The organism is Cupriavidus sp. GW822-FHT02D05 (assembly GCF_058802485.1).
In genome coordinates this window covers 57503-76886 of sequence record NZ_JBXAOE010000024.1, presented here as the reverse complement: position 1 = coordinate 76886, position 19384 = coordinate 57503, and the positions used below count along the sequence as shown (strand labels likewise).

General features: G+C 65.4%; 15 protein-coding genes. 12 read left to right on the top strand and 3 right to left on the bottom strand.

Going from position 1 to position 19384, the window contains the following annotated elements:
- The first annotated feature begins 144 nt into the window (after positions 1-144).
- From AC1RQK_RS28230 to AC1RQK_RS28210, 5 genes are all read left to right on the top strand, one after another.
- Positions 145-1059, top strand: coding sequence for a Bug family tripartite tricarboxylate transporter substrate binding protein (locus AC1RQK_RS28230; protein WP_253931491.1), 915 nt, complete (start codon positions 145-147; stop codon positions 1057-1059).
- Complete coding sequence (locus tag AC1RQK_RS28225) at positions 1056-1304, top strand: hypothetical protein (RefSeq protein WP_492812509.1); 249 nt, start codon at positions 1056-1058, stop codon at positions 1302-1304. The genes AC1RQK_RS28230 and AC1RQK_RS28225 overlap by 4 nt, the downstream gene beginning before the upstream one ends.
- Before the next feature lie 80 nt (positions 1305-1384).
- Complete coding sequence (locus tag AC1RQK_RS28220) at positions 1385-2329, top strand: SMP-30/gluconolactonase/LRE family protein (RefSeq protein ID WP_492812507.1); 945 nt, start codon at positions 1385-1387, stop codon at positions 2327-2329.
- An 89-nt stretch (positions 2330-2418) separates the two neighbouring features.
- Entirely contained in the window at positions 2419-3258 is an 840-nt protein-coding gene (locus tag AC1RQK_RS28215) for an amidohydrolase family protein (RefSeq protein ID WP_492812505.1), read from the top strand.
- Between the two features lie 40 nt (positions 3259-3298).
- Complete coding sequence (locus tag AC1RQK_RS28210; protein ID WP_492812503.1) at positions 3299-4276, top strand: Bug family tripartite tricarboxylate transporter substrate binding protein; 978 nt, start codon at positions 3299-3301, stop codon at positions 4274-4276.
- 122 nt (positions 4277-4398) lie between these two features.
- Here AC1RQK_RS28210 and AC1RQK_RS28205 read toward each other — a convergent pair whose 3' ends face one another.
- Complete coding sequence (locus tag AC1RQK_RS28205; protein ID WP_492375365.1) at positions 4399-5304, bottom strand: LysR family transcriptional regulator; 906 nt, start codon at positions 5302-5304, stop codon at positions 4399-4401.
- A 469-nt stretch (positions 5305-5773) separates the two neighbouring features.
- On the opposite strand from AC1RQK_RS28205, the gene AC1RQK_RS28200 reads away from it, so the two are divergent.
- The 7 genes from AC1RQK_RS28200 (at position 5774) to AC1RQK_RS28170 (ending at position 15943) form a co-directional block, all read left to right on the top strand.
- The gene (locus AC1RQK_RS28200) at positions 5774-8821 is read left to right on the top strand and encodes a xanthine dehydrogenase family protein molybdopterin-binding subunit (RefSeq protein ID WP_492812500.1); all 3048 of its coding nucleotides are present in this window, start codon (positions 5774-5776) and stop codon (positions 8819-8821) included.
- Entirely contained in the window at positions 8818-9633 is an 816-nt protein-coding gene (locus AC1RQK_RS28195; protein WP_492812498.1) for an FAD binding domain-containing protein, read from the top strand. Before AC1RQK_RS28200 ends, AC1RQK_RS28195 begins: the two co-directional genes overlap by 4 nt.
- Positions 9630-10208: a (2Fe-2S)-binding protein gene (locus AC1RQK_RS28190; protein ID WP_492812496.1), complete on the top strand. Its 579-nt coding sequence runs from the start codon at positions 9630-9632 to the stop codon at positions 10206-10208. The genes AC1RQK_RS28195 and AC1RQK_RS28190 overlap by 4 nt, the downstream gene beginning before the upstream one ends.
- Positions 10201-11817, top strand: a complete 1617-nt coding sequence (locus AC1RQK_RS28185) for an AMP-binding protein (protein ID WP_492812494.1) — start codon at positions 10201-10203, stop codon at positions 11815-11817. Before AC1RQK_RS28190 ends, AC1RQK_RS28185 begins: the two co-directional genes overlap by 8 nt.
- Positions 11818-11820: 3 nt before the next feature.
- On the top strand, positions 11821-12636 hold the full coding sequence (locus tag AC1RQK_RS28180; RefSeq protein ID WP_492812492.1) for an enoyl-CoA hydratase/isomerase family protein: 816 nt from the start codon (positions 11821-11823) through the stop codon (positions 12634-12636).
- 90 nt (positions 12637-12726) lie between these two features.
- Positions 12727-14076: an MFS transporter gene (locus tag AC1RQK_RS28175; RefSeq protein WP_492812490.1), complete on the top strand. Its 1350-nt coding sequence runs from the start codon at positions 12727-12729 to the stop codon at positions 14074-14076.
- 97 nt (positions 14077-14173) lie between these two features.
- Complete coding sequence (locus AC1RQK_RS28170) at positions 14174-15943, top strand: putative bifunctional diguanylate cyclase/phosphodiesterase (RefSeq protein ID WP_492812488.1); 1770 nt, start codon at positions 14174-14176, stop codon at positions 15941-15943.
- 64 nt (positions 15944-16007) lie between these two features.
- Here AC1RQK_RS28170 and AC1RQK_RS28165 read toward each other — a convergent pair whose 3' ends face one another.
- Both AC1RQK_RS28165 and AC1RQK_RS28160 read right to left on the bottom strand, forming a co-directional pair.
- Entirely contained in the window at positions 16008-17816 is a 1809-nt protein-coding gene (locus AC1RQK_RS28165; protein ID WP_492812486.1) for a methyl-accepting chemotaxis protein, read from the bottom strand.
- 397 nt (positions 17817-18213) lie between these two features.
- Positions 18214-19197, bottom strand: a complete 984-nt coding sequence (locus AC1RQK_RS28160) for an aliphatic sulfonate ABC transporter substrate-binding protein (RefSeq protein WP_492375114.1) — start codon at positions 19195-19197, stop codon at positions 18214-18216.
- Positions 19198-19384 lie beyond the last annotated feature (187 nt).

Genomic DNA, 19384 nt, shown 5'->3' with positions numbered 1-19384 from the left:
CATCGTAGGGCGACGCGTGGCGTGCACACGCACACGAACGCGCGATTACCCCAAGAAAATAGTTGGAGACAAACAATGACAACCAGATCACCCTTAGTCTTGGCCCTTTGCCGCGGCGCACTGGGCGCGCTTGCGTGGATCGCCATGTCCGTGCACGCACAGACATGGCCCGCCAAGCCAGTGAGGATCATCGTGCCCTATCCCCCGGGCGGCGCCGTGGATGCTGTCACCCGCAAGATGGCGCAGCGGCTTACGGAGCAGACAGGCCGGAGTTTCTTCGTCGAGAACAAGGCGGGCGCCACCGGTACCATCGGTATCTCGCAAGTGGTGCACGCCCCGGCCGATGGTTATACGCTGCTTGCCAACGACACCACGTTCTCGCTGCTGCCGCATATCTTCAAGAAGCTGCCGTTCGACTATGCGACGGACCTGCAACCGGTGGCGGCCTTCGTGTTTGCTCCAATGGCTGTTGCGGTCAAAGCGGACAGCAAGTTCAAGACCATGGGCGATCTGGTGGCGGCCGCTCGCGCGGGCGACGGCAAGGTTAGCTATGGTTCCGGCGGCGCTGGCACCACGCCGCACTTCGCCAGCGAGGCACTGGGCATGGCGACGGGCGCTCACTTCATGCACGTTCCATTCAAGGGTGCGGGCGAGGCCACGCTGGCGCTGCTTGGCGGCACCATTGACTACCAGATCGCTTCTACGCCCGGGGTCATCGGGCAGGTCAAGGGCGGCAGCCTGCGGCTGCTGGCAGTCAGCGGCGACAAGCGTCTGCCCGCCTTGCCCAACGTGCCTACATTTGCCGAGGCGGGCGTCAAGGGCTATGGCGTGGTCAACTTCACCGGCCTCTGGGCGCCCCGCGGCACGCCGGCGGCGGTGACGGATCGCCTGCAAAAGGAAGTGGCCACTGCCATGGCGTCGCAGGACATGAAGACCTTTGCCGAAGGCATTGGCGCGGACCCGGGCTATTGGGATGCCGCGGCGTTCGCCCGGCAGCTTTCAGAACGCACGGCGTTCTGGGGCAAGATCGCTGCCAACACGGCGTTTGAAAAGCAATGAGCACCGCAATGAGCACCGGCAAGTACCGGCAACACAAGTCCGACATGCAAGTCGTGCCAGCGCATGTGCGCCTGGTCCAGCGCGAGGTGCAAGCCTACCTGGCTGCGTCAGGCACGACGCAACGGCTGCGCTCGCTGGGGCTAGAGCCCGCGGCTCTGTGTGGCGAGGGGTTTGCCGCGCGGATCGACCGCGAGGTGGCAGGATATAGCCAGATCGCCCAGGCGTTGGGTTTCACGGCTGATTGACGCAGTGCGGGCGGCTGCACCGCTAGCCAGCGGCAAATACTGACAATCCTTATCCATTCACTGCGCACAGCCAAATTGCCATGTTCCTGCTGAATACCCCGGAAGTCCGAGAGTTCGACGTGTTTACCAGCATGCCGGCGCGTTATCGCCAACGCAGGCGAACGGCCTGGGCGGATGCCAACCAGGGCGGACGCGAAATCGACTGCTTTCTGGAGGGGCCTGTATTCGACCGGGAGGGCAACCTCTATGTCGGCGATATACCCAACGGGCGCGTCTTGCGCATCGACCCGGCAGGCGAGTGGAACGTGGTGGCGCAGTGGGACGGCGAGCCCAACGGCATGAAGTTCCTCAACGCGAACGAACTGCTGGTAACGGACTACCGCCGTGGCCTGATGCTTGTCGATGTACGCGTCGGCAGTGCAAAGCCGTACCTGGACCGCCGCAACACGGAGAGCTTCAAGGGAGTCAACGACCTTACGCTGGATTCGCAGGGCAACATCTATTTCACCGACCAGGGGCAGACCGGACTGCACGACCCGACCGGACGCGTCTACCGGCTGAGCGTGGACGGGCGGCTGGAACTGCTGCTCTCCAATGTGCCCAGCCCGAACGGTATCGTGCTGTCACCCGATGAGAAATTCCTGTTCGTCGCGGTGACGCGGGGAAATTGCGTCTGGCGCATGCCCATCCTCGCCGATGGCGGCGTGTCCAAGGCCGGGCAGTTCTTCACCTCCTATGGACCGAGTGGCCCTGACGGGTTGGCCATGGATGTATCGGGCCGGCTGCTGGTGGCGAACCCCGGACTGGCCTACGTGTGGGTGCTCAGCCATCGCGCTGAGCCGGTGCAGGTGCTGCGCGGCCCCGCCGGGCATTCGCTGACCAATCTCGCCTTTGGCGGCCCCGCCGGCAAGACGTTATTTGCGACAGACTCCACGGCGGGAGACATCCTGCGCATAGAGATGGATGTGGCGGGCATGCCGCTGTGGCGGCGGGACGGAGAGCCGACGCGACACAACGCTGGATGAGCCGTGCTGGCAAGATGCTGGGCATCGCGATCGGAAAAATCGTCCAGGCACCGCGGTGTTTCACGCGAGCTTGGTTCGGAGAACATTAGATGAGAGCCCTTGGCCATCCCTTCATTGCGAACGCTTGCGATTGCCATATGCACGTCTACGATAGCCGCTATCCGGCTGCAGGGACTGCAACGCTGCGACCACCAGATGCGCTCGTCCCGGACTACCGGGCGGTGCAGGGGGCGATGGGAACCACCCGAGCCGTAGTGGTCACGCCGTCCACCTATGGCACGGACAACAGGCCCACATTGGCTGCCCTGCGAGAGTTGGGCGTGGAGGCCCGTGGCGTCGCGGTGGTGGACACCTCCATTACCGAGAGTGAGCTCGAAAGCCTGCATGCATCCGGCATTCGAGGCATCAGGTTCAACCTCACGATGCCCGGTCCAGTAGACATGGAGATGCTTGCACCGCTTGCTGCGCGTGTCGCGCCTCTGGGCTGGCACATTCAACTCAATGCGCCTGCCGCGTGGTTGCCGCACATGCAACCACTGTTGAAGACCTTGCCCGCTCGCATCGTATTTGACCACTACGGGCACTTGCCATTCGGAGGGGCCGAGTTCGAACCTGCGTTCGAGGTCATTGCAAGCCTGTTGGGTGAGGGCAGGGCTTGGGTGAAGCTGTCTGGTCCTTACATTGAGTCCAGGGAAGGACCACCACTATACGGCGACGTCGCTTCGCTTGCGCGTCGCTATCTCGAATGCGCACCCGGCCAGATGGTCTGGGGATCGGACTGGCCACACCCAACAATCATTGCCAAGGGCCGCTCGCCAGCAGATGACGGCGAGCTGATGTCGCTCTTCCGGCAATGGTGTGGCGACGATGCACTGGCCAAGCAAGTTCTTGCCGATAACCCCCGAAGACTCTACGGCTTTGGCCCCTGATGCCGATGTCAGATAACAGCAATCCAAGGAGACCGTTCCAATGAAAATCAGGCAATTGTTTATCACGCTCTGCATTCCCCTGCTGGCGTGCGTCACGGCGAGTGTCTCGGCGCAGTCTGACTGGCCCAGTCGGGTGATCACTTATGTCGTGCCTTATCCGGCCGGTGGCACCACCGACATCCTGGCGCGCCTGATCGCGCAGAAGCTTGGCCAGGCGCTGCACACCACCGTGGTGGTGGAGAACCGACCCGGCGCCACTGGCGCCATCGGCTCAGCCTTCGTGGCACGCGCGCCGGCCGACGGTTACACGTTGCTGGGCGCGTCCACCGCGTCGCACGCGATCAACCCGGCGCTCAATCCGAAGTTGCCCTATGACGCCATCAAGTCCTTCGAGCCCGTGGTGATGATCGGCACTATCCCCAGCGTGCTGATCGTCGGCCCCAACAGCCCGTACCGCAACGTGCAGGCGCTGCTGGCTGCCGCCAAAGCAAAGCCCGGCGCCGTCACCTTTGCCTCGGGCGGCAGCGGCACCATCCTGCAGATGTCCGGCGAACTGCTCAAAGAGGAGCGCAAGGTTGACATGACCCACGTGCCCTACAAGGGAGACGTCCCCGCCATCCAGGATGTGATGGCCGGCCACGTGGACTTTATGTTTGCGCCCACCGCGCCCATCTTGCCGCATGTGCAGGGTGGCAAGCTGCGCGCGCTCGGCGTGGCTACCAAGGCGCGCGTGGCCAGCTTGCCGGCGGTGCCGACCATGGCCGAGGCGGGCGTGCCCGATTTCGAGGCCGAGCAGTGGCAGGCTGTGTTTGCTCCGGCCGGCACGCCGGCGACCATCGTGCAACGCCTGAACACCGAGATCAACCGTATCCTGAAGGATCCGGAAGTGGTGGCACACCTGGACAAGCTGGGCGTCAAGGTGGTCGGTGGCACCCCGCAGCAGTTGTCGGCCTTCCAGAAGGCCGACATCGCCAAGTGGGCGCGCGTGGGCAACGCCGCGGGTGTGACGCTGGAGTAGGCAGGGTGCCCGACTTGTTTTGCGTGTTGCTGTTGACGCCTTCCCGGCGCATGACCTCGAAGCCGGCACGATCCGGAAAGTAGCCTGCCGTATCGTGCCCTTCCTGATGCCGGGCACCCGGATCAGCCGGCGGTGCCTGACACCCTGCGGATCTCCTCGGCCACGATCGCGATCAGCGCATCGGCTGCCGTGCTGAGCGGGCGCTGCGGATGGCTCACGCACACCAGGTGGCGCACGATGCGCGGCGCCAGGATGGGGTACACGCGCAGCCGGCCCTCGTCCACCGCGCGTTGCACCACGATGCGCGGCAGCACCGTGCCAAAGCGGGTGGCCTCGACGAACTGGACGATGGTGCCGAGGATGTCGATCTCGAACTTCGGCTGCAGGGTCACGTCTTCCAGTTGCGTGGCCGCATCCAGCACGCCGCGCAAGCCGTGGCGCTTGGTGGGCAGCACCAGCTCCAGCCCCGGCAGCTTGGTGAGTTCCACCGCTGCCGGCAGTTCCGGGCCATGCTCGGCGCTGGTGACCAGCACCATTTCCTCGTCATGAAGGGATTGCACATGGAGTGAGAGCTTGCCACGGGGCTTATGCACCACGGCCGCGTCGAGCTGGCCGGCGGAGACCAGGTCGATCAGCGTGGCGCTGAATCCGTCCGCCACCGATACCTCCACATTCGGGTAGCGCGCGTTGAAGCGCACCAGCGACCCCACCAGCACGCTTTCCGTTTCCGACGCCACCATGCCGATGGAGATGTTGCCGGCCACCTGCTCCTCGCGTTGCATCAGTTGCTGCCGGGCGTTGGCGAGGTCCCGCGTGATCGGCAGGCACAGCCGGTACATCATGCGGCCGGCCGCTGTCGGCACCATCCCGTGCGGGATGCGATCGAACAGCTTCTGTCCGAACTCCTCTTCCAGCTTGGCGATCTGCATGCTGAGCGCCGGTTGCACGATATTCAGCCGCTTGGCCGCGCGCGTGACGGAGCCATCTTCGAACAGCGCAATGAAGTACTGGATCTGTTTGATGTCCATGCCAAGTGATCGATTAGGTATCAAAAAATCTGTTAGCTTGAAGTGATCGTATCAGATTTTATGTTGTCACGTTGCCGGAACGACTGGCCACTATCTGGGGAAAACCCTTATCATCGGTGCGTCAGCAGCCCAGATGTGCCCGCTAAAGTCCACCTGGAGTGGCATCATTGGAACTGATAAGCATAATCAAAAAACAATATTAGAACTAATACCATAATCTCACTAAGCTCCTGTTCAACGTTGCATGTCCCCGGCGGATTCGCCTGTCGGGGCCGACGCGCAGAACGGAGTCAGGAATGAGACAGAACGATGCTGGCGGCATGACCGGCACGACACTGGAGACAGCGGTAGCGGGCGTTCGCCCCGTGTCGCGTTGCATCTCCCTGTGCCGGCCCGCAATTCCCGCAATCCCCGCAATCCCCGCTAACCAGATGGACCGTGCCAGTCCCGCCTCGCGGGAGGGCCGGTCATGAGCGACAAGCGCAGCCTGCCCGCCGCAGCGGCGGCCATCCACCTTGAATCCGCAGCGGCCGGCGCAGCCGCGCGCCAGCGTCACGTCGGCCGCTCGATGGAGCGGCTCGAGGACGCCGCGATCCTCACCGGCCGTGGCCGCTATGGCGACGACCTGGGCGTGAAGCCGGGCACCCTGCACGCCGCGATCGTGCGGTCCCCGCATGCGCATGCCGAACTCGGCACCATCGATGCCAGCGCGGCGCTTGCCGCGCCGGGCGTGCATGCCGTGCTGACCGGCGCCGACCTGGTGGCCTGGTCGCGTCCCTTCGTGGTCGCCGTGAAGTCGCCAATGGAGCAATGGGCGCTGGCCATGGACCGCGTGCGCTATGTGGGCGAGCCGGTGGCCGTGGTAATGGCCGAGAGCCGTGCCCTGGCCGAAGACGCGCTTGACCTGGTGCGGGTGAATTACCGCGTGTTGCCGCCGGTGGTATCGATCGAGGCCGCGCTGGCCGACGATGCGCCCATCCTGCATCCCGGCGTAGGCGCCAATGTGGTGAGCGACCGTCACTTCCGCTACGGCGAGCCTGAAGCCGCCTTTGCCGCTGCGCCGCACCGGGTCACGCTGACCGCGCACTATCCGCGCAACACCTGCACGCCGATTGAATGCGGCGTGGTGATTGCCGAGTTCCTGCCCGGTGACGAAGGCTACGACGTCACCTCCAATTTCATGGGGCCGTTCTCGCTGCATGCGGTGATGGCGATGGCGCTCAAGGTGCCGGCCAACCGGCTGCGCCACAAGGCCCCGCGCGATTCCGGCGGCAGCTTTGGCGTCAAGCAGGCGGTGTTTCCTTACGCGGTGCTGATGTGCCTGGCGTCCCGCAAGGCCGGCGCGCCGGTGAAGTGGGTGGAGGACCGCCTCGAACATCTCAGCGCGGCCACCTCCGCCACCGCGCGGCTGTCCACGCTGGAAGCCGCGGTGGAGTCAGACGGCCGCATCAAAGCGCTGGCCTATGACCAGATCGAAGACTGCGGCGGCTATCTGCGCGCGCCGGAGCCCGCTACCTTCTACCGCATGCACGGCTGCCTGACTGGCGCCTACGACATCCCCAACCTGCTGGTGCGCAACCGCGTGGTGATGACCAACAAGACGCCCACCGGCCTGGTGCGGGGCTTTGGCGGCCCGCAGGTGTATTTTGCGCTGGAGCGGCTGGTGCATCGCATCGCGACACAACTCGGGCTCGATCCACTCGATGTGTATCGGCGCAACTTTGTCGCCGCCGATGCCTTTCCCTATCGCGCCGCGGCGGGCGCGTTGCTGGACTCCGGCAACTACCAGCTGGCGCTGGCGCGCGCGCTGGAAGAGGGCGGCTACTACGAGCTGAAGTGCCGCCGCGATGCCGCACGCGCCGAGGGCCGGCTCTATGGCATCGGCTTTGCCGCCATCGTCGAGCCGTCGGTGTCGAACATGGGCTATATCACCACCGCCATGCCCGCCGAGGCGCGCAAGAAAGCGGGGCCGAAGAACGGCGCCATCGCCAGCGCCACGGTCAGCGTCGACCTGCTCGGCGGCGTGGTGGTCACCATTGCCTCGACGCCGGCCGGGCAGGGCCATATGACAGTGTGCGCGCAGGTGGTGGCCGATGTGCTCGGCGTGAATCCGGCCGACGTGGTCGTGAACGTCGAGTTCGATACGCACAAGGATGCATGGTCGGTCGCCGCCGGCAACTACTCCAGCCGTTTCGCCGGCGCCGTGGCCGGCACCGTGCACCTGGCCGCCGAGCGGGTGCGCGACAAGTTGGCGCGCATCGTGGCGCCGCAGTTCGGCTGCACGCCCGCCGAGGTGGTGTTCGACGACGGCCGCATTGCCCGTAAAGGCGCGCCCGAATCCGGCCTGCCCTTCACGCGCGTGGCCAGCAATGCGCCGCACTGGTCACCGCAGCAGCTGCCGGCGGGAGAAGAGCCGGGCCTGCGCGAGACGGTGTTCTGGTCGCCGCCCAACCTGGAAGCGCCGGATGAGAACGACCGCATCAACACCTCGGCCGCCTACGGCTTCGCCTTCGATATGTGCGGCGTAGAGATCGACCGCGCCACGGGGCGCGTGCGCATCGACCGCTACGTGACCGCGCACGACGCCGGCACGCTGCTCAACCCGGCGCTGGCCGATGGCCAGATCCGTGGTGCCTTCGCCCAAGGGCTGGGCGCGGCGCTGATGGAAGAGTTCCGCTATGGCGCCGACGGCAGCTTCCAGTCCGGCACGCTGGCCGACTACCTGATGCCGACCACCTGCGAGGTGCCGGACCCGGTGATCGTGCACCTGGAGACGCCCAGCCCCTTCACGCCGCTCGGCGCCAAGGGCCTGGGCGAGGGCAACAACATGAGCACGCCGCCCTGCATCGCCAACGCGGTGGCCGACGCGCTAGGCGAGCAGGACATCCGCCTGCCGCTGACCCCGGCCAAGGTGATGGCCATGGTGGGCTTCGACGATCCGCCACCGTCGCGCCCCGAGCTGCTCGAAGCGATGCGCGAGGCCGCCGCGCCAGCGGCCCGCAAGGGCAGCGGCAAGGCGCTCACCGCGCGCGGCTCGGTGGATCTGGATGCCACGCCCGAAGCCATCTTCGCCGTGCTGGTGGACCCGCAGGCGCTGGCCAAGGTGGTGCCCGGCTGCCACGCGCTGGAGCGCACCGCCGAGAACCACTACCGCGCCGACGTGACGGTGGGGGTTGGCATGATCAAGGCCCGCTTCGAGGCGGAGATCGCACTGTCGGACCTCGATCCCCCGCGCCGGCTGCGGCTGGCAGGCGCAGGCATGTCCTCGCTGGGCAGTGCGCGCGGCGCCGGCCTGGTGGAGTTGGTCCCGCATGGCAGCGGCACGCGCCTGAGTTACGACTACGAGGCCGAGGTATCCGGCAAGGTCGCTGCCGTGGGCGGCCGCATGCTGGAGGGCGCCGCCAAGGTGGTGCTGCGCCAGTTGTTTGAATCGCTCGGCCGCCAGGCCGCCGGCAAGCCGGTACGGCCGCAAGGCTGGCTTGCCCGCCTGCTGGCCCGCTTGGGAGTACGCCGATGAAACCATCCGCTTTCGATTACCTGCGCGCCGAAACCACGCAGCACGCGCTCGATGCGCTGGCTCGTGGCGGCGAGGGCGCGCGCGTGCTGGCCGGTGGCCAGTCGCTGATGGCGGTGCTCAATATGCGCCTGGCGCAGCCGCAATTGCTGATCGATATCTCGCGCACCGCCGAGCTGAACACGGTGCGGGTGGAAGACGCTCACCTGGTGGTGGGTGCCGCGGCCACGCAGGGCAGCGTCGAATGGCGCCGCTCGCTGGCCGACGAGGTGCCGCTGCTGGCCATGGCCTTTCCGCATATCTCGCATTTCCAGATCCGCAATCGCGGCACCGTGTGCGGCTCGGTCGCCCATGCCGACCCGAGCGCGGAATTGCCCCTGGTGCTGACCGCGCTGGGCGGCGAGGTGATGCTGCGTTCAGCCCGCCGCCGCCGCGTGCTGCCGGCGGCCAGCTTCTTCCAGGGCATGTTGATGACGGCGCGCGAGCCCGACGAGCTGGTGGAGGCGGTGCGCTTTCCGCTGCGGCGCCCCGGCGCGCGCTACGGCTTTGCCGAGTTCTCCGCACGCCATGGCGATTTTGCGCTGGTGGCCTGCGCGGCCACCGTGACCGATGACGCCATCGCGCTGGCGGTTGGCGGCGTGGCGGACCGGCCGGTGCTGGAAACCTGGCCGCGCCTGCAGGGCAAGGACCTGGAGGAGGCCATCAACGATTTCAGTTGGAAACTGGGCGCGCAGGACGACGCCCATATCAGCGCGCAGTACCGCCGGCACCTGGTGCGGCAACTGGGCATGCGTGTGATCGAGGAGGCAAAATGAGCAAGACCACCAAGGGCGCCGAATCCGGCAAGCCCGCCCAGGTGATGCAGCGCCAGGAGCAACGCCGCATCACCCTGACCCTGAACAGCCGCGAACGCAGCGGCTACTGCGAGCCGCGCGAGCTGCTGTCGGACTTCCTGCGCCACGAGCTCGGCGCCACTGGCACCCATGTGGGTTGCGAGCATGGCGTCTGCGGCGCATGCACGGTGCGGGTCGACGGCGTAGCCGCGCGCTCGTGCCTGATGCTGGCCGTGCAGGCCGAGGACCGCGCCATCGATACCGTCGAAGGCCTGGCGCCGGCCGAGGGACTGGGCGACCTGCAAGAAGCCTTCCGCCGCCACCACGCACTGCAGTGCGGATTCTGCACGGCCGGCATCCTGATGTCGTGCGCGGACTACCTGGAGCGCGTGCCGGAACCCAGCGAAGCGCAGGTGCGCGACATGCTGTCCGGCCACCTGTGCCGCTGTACGGGCTACACCCCCATCGTGGCCGCCGTGCTCGACGTAGCCGCGATCCGTGCACGGGCTCGTCATGCTGCTGCCGGCGTAGATACCCAGGAGGCCTGCGATGCTTGATCTTGGCCGCACCTTCTTGCAAAGCGTGGAGCGCAGCCCGCACGCGCCCGCCATTGTCGACGGCGACCTGATGCTTACCTATGCGCAATGGTACGAGCGCATCCGGTGCGTGGCGTGTGGCCTGCGCGAGATCGGCCTGGCGCCGGGCGATCGCCTGCTGGCCGTGCTGCAAAACCGCTGGGAAATGGCCACGCTGCACTGGGCCTGCCAGTTCGCCGGCATCGTGATGGTGCCGCTGAACTGGCGCGCCAAGCCGGAGGAGCTCGATTACTGCGTGCAGGATGCCGGCGTCAGGGCGCTGGTGTTCGAGCCGGTCAGCGCCGATGCGGTGCTGGGCAGCCTCGCGGCCCAGGCCGTGCCCTGCATTGCGCTGGACTGCGCGGCTGGCGGCTCGATGTCCTTCGCTTCGCTGCTGGACAGCGTTGCGCTGCATGGCGGCCCGGTGGCCGAAGCGGGTGATGTCTCGCTGATGCTCTACACCTCGGGCACCACCGGCAAGCCCAAGGGCGTGCCGCGCCGCCACCAGCAGGAGCGCGCCGCGGCGCTGGCGCACGTGGCGCAGAACCTGTATCGCCATGGTGAGCGCACCCTTGGCGTGATGCCGCTCTACCACACCATGGGCGTGCGCTCGCTGCTGGCAATGGCGCTGGTGGATGGCCTGTTCGTCTGCGTGCGGCGCTGGAACGCCGGGCAGGCGCTCAAGGAGATCGCCACTCACCGGATCACCTGCCTGTACCTGGTGCCGACGCTGTACCACGACCTGCTGGCCGATCCGGGATTCGATCCCCCGGCGATCCGCACCGTGACCAAGCTCGGCTTTGCCGGTGCCTCAATGAGCGACGGCCTGCTGCGCCGCCTCGCGCAGGCCTTCGAGCCGGAGCTGTTCGTGAACCACTACGGCTCGTCGGAGGTGTACACCTTCAGCGTGGACCAGCGTGCCACCCGCAAGCCCGGCAGCGCCGGGCGCGCCGGCATCAATACGCGCCTGCGCGTGGTGCGCCTGGATGCCCGCTCACCCGACGATCTGGCGGCTACCGGCGAGGAAGGCCAGATCATCGCCGACCTGCGCGGCGACGAGGCCTTCGAGGGCTACTGGAACCGCGACGACGCCAACGCCAAATCGCTGCGCGATGGCTGGTACTTCACCGGCGACACCGGCTACTTCGATGCCGAGGGCGATCTCTTCGTCAGCGGCCGGGTGGACGACATGATCATCAGCGGCGGCGAGAACATCTCCCCGGTCGATATCGAATCGGTGCTGTCGCTGCATCCGGCGGTCGATGAGGTGGCGGTGGCCGGCGTGCCGGATCCGCGCTGGGGCCAGAAGGTGGTGGCTTTCGTCAAGCCGCGCGGCAACATCGACGCGCAAGCCCTGGATACCTACTGCCGCGGCTCCGACCTGGTCAATTTCAAGCGCCCGCGCGACTACGTTTTCGTGGAGGAGATTCCGAAGTCGCCGGTTGGCAAGATCCTGCGGCGCAAGTTGTCCGCCGGCGAATACGCGCTGGCCCCGCATTCCATGAGCCCCGACCCTAATACCAACCCCAACCCCAACCCCAACCCCAACCAGGCTGCGGACGCCGCGCCTGTCGATACCATCAAGGAGTAAGACATGACCCAGGCAATCGAGATGATCCATCCCGACCAACAGCGGCTCCAGCAACTCGACGGCTTCTCCGTGGAGATCGATGCCGGGCGCGAGCGTGCGGACATCATCCTGCACCGTCCACCCTACAACGTGATCGCCATGGCAGCGCGCGACCAGTTGCGTGCCGTCATTGAAGCGCTGGATGCCGACGATCGCGTGCGCGTGATCGTGCTGCGTTCGCAAGGCGAGCATTTTTCCAGCGGCGGCGATATCAAGGGATTCCTGGAGGCATCGCCCGAGCATGTCTCGCAACTGGCCTGGAACGTGGCGGCACCGGCGCGCTGCAGCAAGCCGGTGATTGCCGCCAACCGCGGCTACTGCTTTGGCGTGGGCTTCGAGCTGTCGCTGGCGTGCGACTTCCGCATCGCCACCGAGACCACGCAGTACGCGCTGCCGGAACAGAAGCTCGGCCAGATCCCCGGCTCGGGCGGCTCGGCGCGCCTGCAGAAGATGGTGGGCATCGGCCGCACCAAGGACATCGTGATGCGCTCGCGCCGCATCTCGGGCAAGCAGGCTTATGAGTGGGGCATCGCCGTGGAATGCGTGGCAGACGCCGAGCTGGAAGCCGCCACCGATGCGCTGGTCGACGAGCTGCGCGGCTTCTCGCCGCTGGCGCAGCGCACCGCCAAGAAGCTGCTCAACGACACCGAGGACGCGCCGCTGTCGATCGCCATCGAGCTGGAAGGGCATTGCTATAGCCGCCTGCGCAGCTCGGACGATTTCCGCGAAGGCGTGCAAGCGTTCCACGGCAAGCGCAAGCCGGCGTTCCGCGGCAGCTGATGGAAATCGCGGGCGCGCCGGCAAGGCACCGCCCGCGCGTCATAGCTGCCGTAATGATCCAAGCAGAGATCCAAATCAAAGGAGACAACAATGGAAGCCGTAGCAAAGAAGAGTGCAGCGACGATCAGCGAGGCGCTGCCAGCGGCGAACAATCGCCAGGTGTTTGGTGCCGTGGCGGCGTCCTGCATGGGATGGGCGCTGGACCTGTTCGACCTGTTCATCCTGCTGTTCGTGGCGCCCGTGATCGGCAGGCTGTTTTTCCCGTCGGAGCACGCGATGCTGTCGCTGGCGGCGGTGTATGCGTCGTTTGCCGTGACGCTGCTGATGCGGCCACTCGGCTCGGCGATCTTCGGCTCTTATGCCGACCGCCACGGCCGCAAGGGGGCGATGGTCGTTGCCGTCACTGGCGTTGGCTTGTCCACGGCGGCGTTCGGCCTGCTGCCTACGGTGGGTCAGGTGGGGCTGCTTGCGCCAGCCTTGTTTATCCTGCTGCGGCTGGTGCAGGGTATCTTCGTTGGTGGCGTGGTGGCATCCACCCACACCATCGGTACCGAATCGGTGCCCCCATCCTGGCGCGGCGCCGTCTCCGGGCTGGTCGGTGGCGGTGGCGCGGGTATCGGGGCACTGCTGGCTTCTATTACTTACATGGCGATGACCGCGCTGTTTCCGGGGGAAGCGTTCGATGCCTGGGGTTGGCGCTGCATGTTCTTCTCCGGCATCATCAGCTCGGTGCTCGGCCTGTTCATCTTCAACTCGCTGGAGGAGTCTCCGCTGTGGAAGCAGTTGCAGGCGGCCAAGGGGCATGCCGCGCCGGTTGAGAACCCGCTGCGCGTGATCTTCTCCCGCCAGTACCGTGGCGTCCTCTTCGTCAACATCCTGCTCACCGTGGGCGGTGGCAGCGCCTACTACCTGACCTCCGGCTATCTGCCGACCTTCCTCAAGGTGGTGGTGAAGGCATCGGCTGGCGAGTCTGCCGCCATCCTGATGGCCAGCAGTTTGGGTGTGATCGTGGCATCGATTCTTGCCGGCCACCTCAGTACGATGATCGGCCGCAAGCGAGCCTTCCTGTTGATCGGCACGCTGAACGTGGTGGTGCTGCCGTTGCTCTACCAGTGGATGCCGGCGGCGCCGGACACCACCACGCTCGGCCTGTATGCCGTGGTGCTGTCCATGCTGGGCTGCAGCGGCTTCGCCCCGATCCTCATTTTCCTGAACGAACGGTTCCCCACCAGCATCCGTGCCACGGGGACCGGCCTGTCATGGAATATCGGATTTGCCGTCGGTGGCATGATGCCGACGTTTGCTTCGCTGTGCGCCAGCACCCCGGCCGAACTGCCCATGGTGCTGGGCATCTTCCTGGCGGTTGTCACCATCATCTACCTGGTGGGTGCGTTCATCGTTCCGGAGACGGCAGGGCGCCTTGGCGACAATGGAGCGTAGAGATCCAGCATGCGGGGGCTGCATCTTCCCCATGAAAGGCGGGGGGGCGCGAGCGCATCCCGATGTTCGTAGCGGTGGCAAACGCGGCTAGAATGCAATGACCCCGCGGTTTGCGCACGTGCGATGCCTTTGGGTCCGACGCGAACAGATGGCCCCAAACAAAATGGAACGACAGCCTGACTTTTGTCCTCCCCGCCCGAAAGATGCCGGCGCCCGACAGCCCGCACCGCCTCACCTTGGTGACCTGCTTGATAGCCTGAGCGACGGATTCATGTCGATAGACAGATCGTGGCGCTTCACCTATCTCAACCATACAGCCGAACGATACTTGCAGCAGGAGCGGCAAAACCTGCTGGGGCGCGACATCTGGCAGTGTTACCCGGACTTGGTGGACTCCGGCTACTACCGCGTCTATCAGCAGACGGCGGCAACTGGACTCCCCGGTCGGCATACTGACTATTACGCACCGCTCGGCACCTGGTTTGAGGCTCGCTCATTTGCCCACGACGATGGCATTACGGTACTCTTCCGCGACGTCACGCGCGAACACGAGCACGCGGCGCTGTTGGAGTTTGAAGCTAGTCACGACTATCTGACTGGTTTGCCCAACCGGCGCAAGTGCATGGAAACGCTATCAGGCGCGGTCGCCGAGGCCGCTTCACCAGGCTTTACGCAGGGTGCTTCCCTGGCTGTGCTGTTTATTGACCTGGACCAATTCAAGGAAGTCAACGATGCGTTCGGTCATGCTGTCGGCGATGATCTGCTGCGCGGCTTTGCGAAAAGGCTAGTCGCAATTCTCGAACCTGAATGTTTCGCCGCGCGCGTAGGGGGCGACGAGTTTGTCCTGCTGTTACGCAATACGACCGAGAACGCGGCAGAAGCGTTCGCGCATGCGGTGCTCCGTGAGCTCGCGATGCCATTCGGGGCATGCGGAAGATCCGTCTGCCTGTCGGCTAGCATTGGCATCGCGCTACTGAGAGAAGCACCGGAATCGGCCGAGGCATTGCTGAGTCGTGCCGACACGGCCATGTACGCAGCGAAGTCATCTGGCCGATTTCAGGTGCGCGCGTACGATGGCGCACTCGATCGGGGCATGCGTGACCGCCTTGCCTTGCGCATGGATCTTCGTGAGGCGTTTGCCGCGAACCAGTTCGAGCTTCATTTCCAGCCTCAGATAGCACTCGCGGATGCTTTACCAATCGGTGCTGAGGCGCTGCTTCGCTGGCGTCATCCTGAACGAGGATTGCTGATGCCGCACGCATTCCTGGATGTGTTACTTGAGTCCCCATATGAAGGCGCCCTCGTCGAATGGCTACTCAATGCAGTTTGCCAGCATATCGGTGCATGGCGACAGTTGGGTGTATCCATACCGCGGATCAGCCTCAATCTGTCGGCTCGGCAACTTCTCTGTGTGGGACTTACCGATATGATTCTCCGTATCGCGAGGGCATACGACGTGTCCCCCGCAATGCTCGACATTGAAGTCACGGAGGACAGCCTGGTGAGCGATATCGAGAAGGCAACGTCCGTGCTCGCGGCGCTGAAGCTAGCCGGCATATCCACATCGCTGGACGACTTCGGCTCTGGATACTCCAGTCTCGGCTATCTGGTCCGACTGCCCATCGACACCCTGAAGATCGACAAGTCGTTTGTTCGAGCGCTGGCCGATTCGGAGAAGGCGTCTGCGATCATCCGCAGCATTGTCGGTCTCGCTCGTTCGCTGGGAATGAGAACAATCGCGGAAGGCGTCGAGTGCCAAGGCCAGGCAGCGGAGTTGAAGGATGCCGGATGCGACGCCATTCAGGGCTATCTAGTCAGCCGCCCGCTTGACTCGGAGGCCTTTGCGGAATTCATGCTGCGTGTGTGATAGTGCCATTCAGGCAGAGGGGAGAACACCGAGATGCGGGAGCCCGCCATGGGCTCCCAGTACCTCACCCCAGCCTGAACTGCCCCACGACCCCCGCCAACGCGCCCGCCTGCCCCTGCAACGCCTCGGCCGCCGCGGTGGATTCCTCCACCAGAGCCGCGTTCTGCTGCACCATCTGATCCAGCTGGCTGACCGCCCGGTTCACCTCCTGGATGCCCCGGGTCTGCTCCTGCGCCGCATTGGTGATCTCGGAAATGATGCTGGTCACCTTGTCCACGTTCCCGACGATCGCATTCATCGTGTCTCCGGCGCGGCGTACCTGCCCGGAGCCGGACACCACGCTGTCGACGGTGGTCTCGATCAGCGTCTTGATCTCCTTCGCAGCCTGCGAACTGCGCTGCGCCAGCCCGCGCACCTCACCGGCAACCACGGCAAATCCACGGCCCTGCTCGCCGGCACGCGCCGCTTCCACCGCAGCATTCAGCGCAAGGATGTTGGTCTGGAATGCAATGCCTTCGATCACGCCGATGATGTCGGACACCTTGACCGAAGCCCGCTCGATCTCGCTCATGGTCTGAATGGCCTCGCCAATGGCGGCGCCACCATTGCCAGCGACCTGGGAGGCTGCGATCGCAGACGCATCGGCCTGCTTGGCCGACATGGCGGACTGGCTCACGGTCGCGGTGATCTGTTCCATCGACGCCGCCGTCTCTTCCAGGCTCGCCGCAGCCGATTCAGTTCGCCGCGAAAGGTCGATGTTTCCGGCCGCGATCTCGTCAGCGGCCGCATGTACAGATGCACTGGCATCCCGAATCTGGCGCATCACGCTGACCAGCTTCTCGGCGAAGGCGTTGAACGCCTGCGCAATCTGCGCCACCTCATCGGAGCCATTGGCTGGCAGGCGGCGCGTCAGGTCGCCATCCCCGCTACCGATATCCCGCATGGCGTCGCGAATCACCGACAGCCTTCGGAATGAAACCGCTGTCACCCCGGCGACGATGGCGGCCGCCACGCAAGCGATCACGATCAGCACGAACACCGATGCCATCAGCATGGAGCGCATGCCTGCGGTCGCCTCGCCCTGGTCCAGCGCGATCACGGCAATCCAGTCCGTGCCGGGCACGCCGCGCGCCCGCAGCAGCTTGGGCGCATTGTCCACATCGACCTGCAACGGGGCCTTGGCGCCTTCGAGCGCTGCGAGCTTGTCGATGGCAAGCGCGGGCATCAGATCCGTCAGGGGCTTGAGCGTGAGCTTATCGTCCTGGTGGGCCACGATCTTGCCGTCCTTTGTTACCAGCACGCCGAAGCTGGCAGGCGTGGGGTGGATGGCCTTGATGGTGGCGATGACGCTGTCCATGGACACGTCGCCGGCCACCACGCCCTTGAGCGCGCCGTCGCGCAGGATGGGCACGGCGAAGGTCACGACCAGCTTGCCGCTGCTGGCGGCCACGTAGGGCGGCGTGACCACCGGCTTGCCCGCGGCTACGGCCTGCTTGTACCAGGGGCGGGACGTGGGATCGTAATTGGGCCGCAGGCCTTCGGTATCAGAAAACCGGTGGGACTTGTCGGGAAAACCGATGTAGGTCATGACGAAGCCGCCGGCGCTGCCTACCTGCTTGAGCGCGGCGATGGCGGCGTTGGTGTCGGGCTGCGTTGCCGCGTCCTGCAGCGAGTCGATCATCTGCGTGTGGCTCGCCACCCAGTCGGCGATGGCGCCGACGTGGCCGTTCTGCACGGCGGCCAGGTTGCTGTCGATGGCGTCGTCGTTGTACGAACTGGCCACCACGTGATTGATAACGGCATTGGCGATGAGCGCCACCACGACGATGGCCACGGATAGGGCCACGATGCGCGCGCGGAGGGAGGACAGCATAGTTGGATCTTTTATGTTTGGCTCATCTGGCGGATAGCCTTTGGAGCGGTGGGGGCGAAGGGTCCTGGCTCGCTCTTACGGCATTGTTGCCGGCGAATTTAGGACCATCGGGCAGCCTATTTTTAAAGTGCGAAGAGCGCCATTCGGATATCCGGATGAAGCGCGATCTGGCTGTTCGGATATCCGGATGCTCGGTTTTTTCGGGTGTTTGGCACCGAAGTGGTGCGTCTGTTGGCATGGACGGAGCCTGCCTCGCGCAAAAAAAATGGCCTCCGAAGTGGAGGCCTCTCGTCTTTGTGAGGTCGTGTTCTGCGCGTGAGAGCGCTGTGTCTTTTCCGCTGCCAGTGCGCACGGACCTTCAACTGCTAACGTGGCGGCAAGCGAAGGGTCCCGAGGGTCAAGCGCGCCGCCATACCGGCGACTCCGCCACCACGACCTTGCGCGGCAGGATCTTCTGGCTGGTGAACGCATCGGCGATGCGCTGCTGCTCATCGAGCGAGGCCGCATCTACCGTCTGCACCTGGTACGTCCGGCGGCGGTTGGCGGCTTCCACCGTGGGCGCGTCCAGGCCGATCAGCGGCGCATGCCACTGCGCGGCGGCCGCGGGGTTTTGCTTGATCCATTCGCCGGCGCGGCGCAGTTCTTCATAGACCACGGCCAGCACGTCCGCATGCTTTCGCGCGTACGGCGTGGCGGCGAGGTAGAAGCGCCGGTAGCTCGAAAGCCCCTTGCCATCGCGCAGGATGCGCGCGTTGGCCTGGCGTTGCACTGCCGCCAGGAACGGGTCCCAGATCACCCAGGCGGCCACGCTGCCGCGCTCGAAGGCGGCGCGCGCGTCGGCCGGGCTCAGGTAGGCGGGCTCGATGTCGCGGATCGACAGCCCCGCGCTGGCCAGCGCTTCGAGCAGCAGGTAGTGCGCGCCCGCGCCCTTGGCAAAGGCAATGCGCTGGCCTTTGAGGTGGGCGATTTCCTTGATCGGCGAATCCTGCCGCACCACAATGGCCTGCGCTTCGGGCGAGGGCGTCTCGATGGCATAGTAGGTCAGGTTGGCGCCGGCCGCGAGCGCGAAGGGCGGCACCGCGTCGGCCACGTCCGCACTCAGGTCGAGGTTGCCGATATTGAGGGATTCCAGCAGCGGCAGGCCCGAGGTGAATTCATACCATTGCACCGATGCGCCCAGCGGCGCGAGCGCCTTCTCCAGCGTCTCGCGTGATTTCAGCAGGATCATCAGCGTGGACGATTTCTGGAAGCCGATGCGCAGTGTGTGCTTTGGCGCCTGCGCGCGTGCTGGCAAGGCCGTGCCAAGCGCGCCGGCCGTGCCGGCGGCCAGCATGCCGCTGACAACGATTCTCCGCCGCCGCTGGTTGAGTTCGTTTGTCATTGCCGCTCCCCGCGTGTCTTTCAAGTTGTAAGGGGAAGAGGGTAGGCGAAAGCCATGCCGCAAGGAACGAAGAATGCCGCAGTTGCTTATGCGGGGAGGTGTGAAGAAGCCGGCGCCGGTGCGTGCCGATGTGCATGATGGCGCGTCAAAGAAAAAGAGCCCCGCATGGGGGCTCCCTGACAGCGCC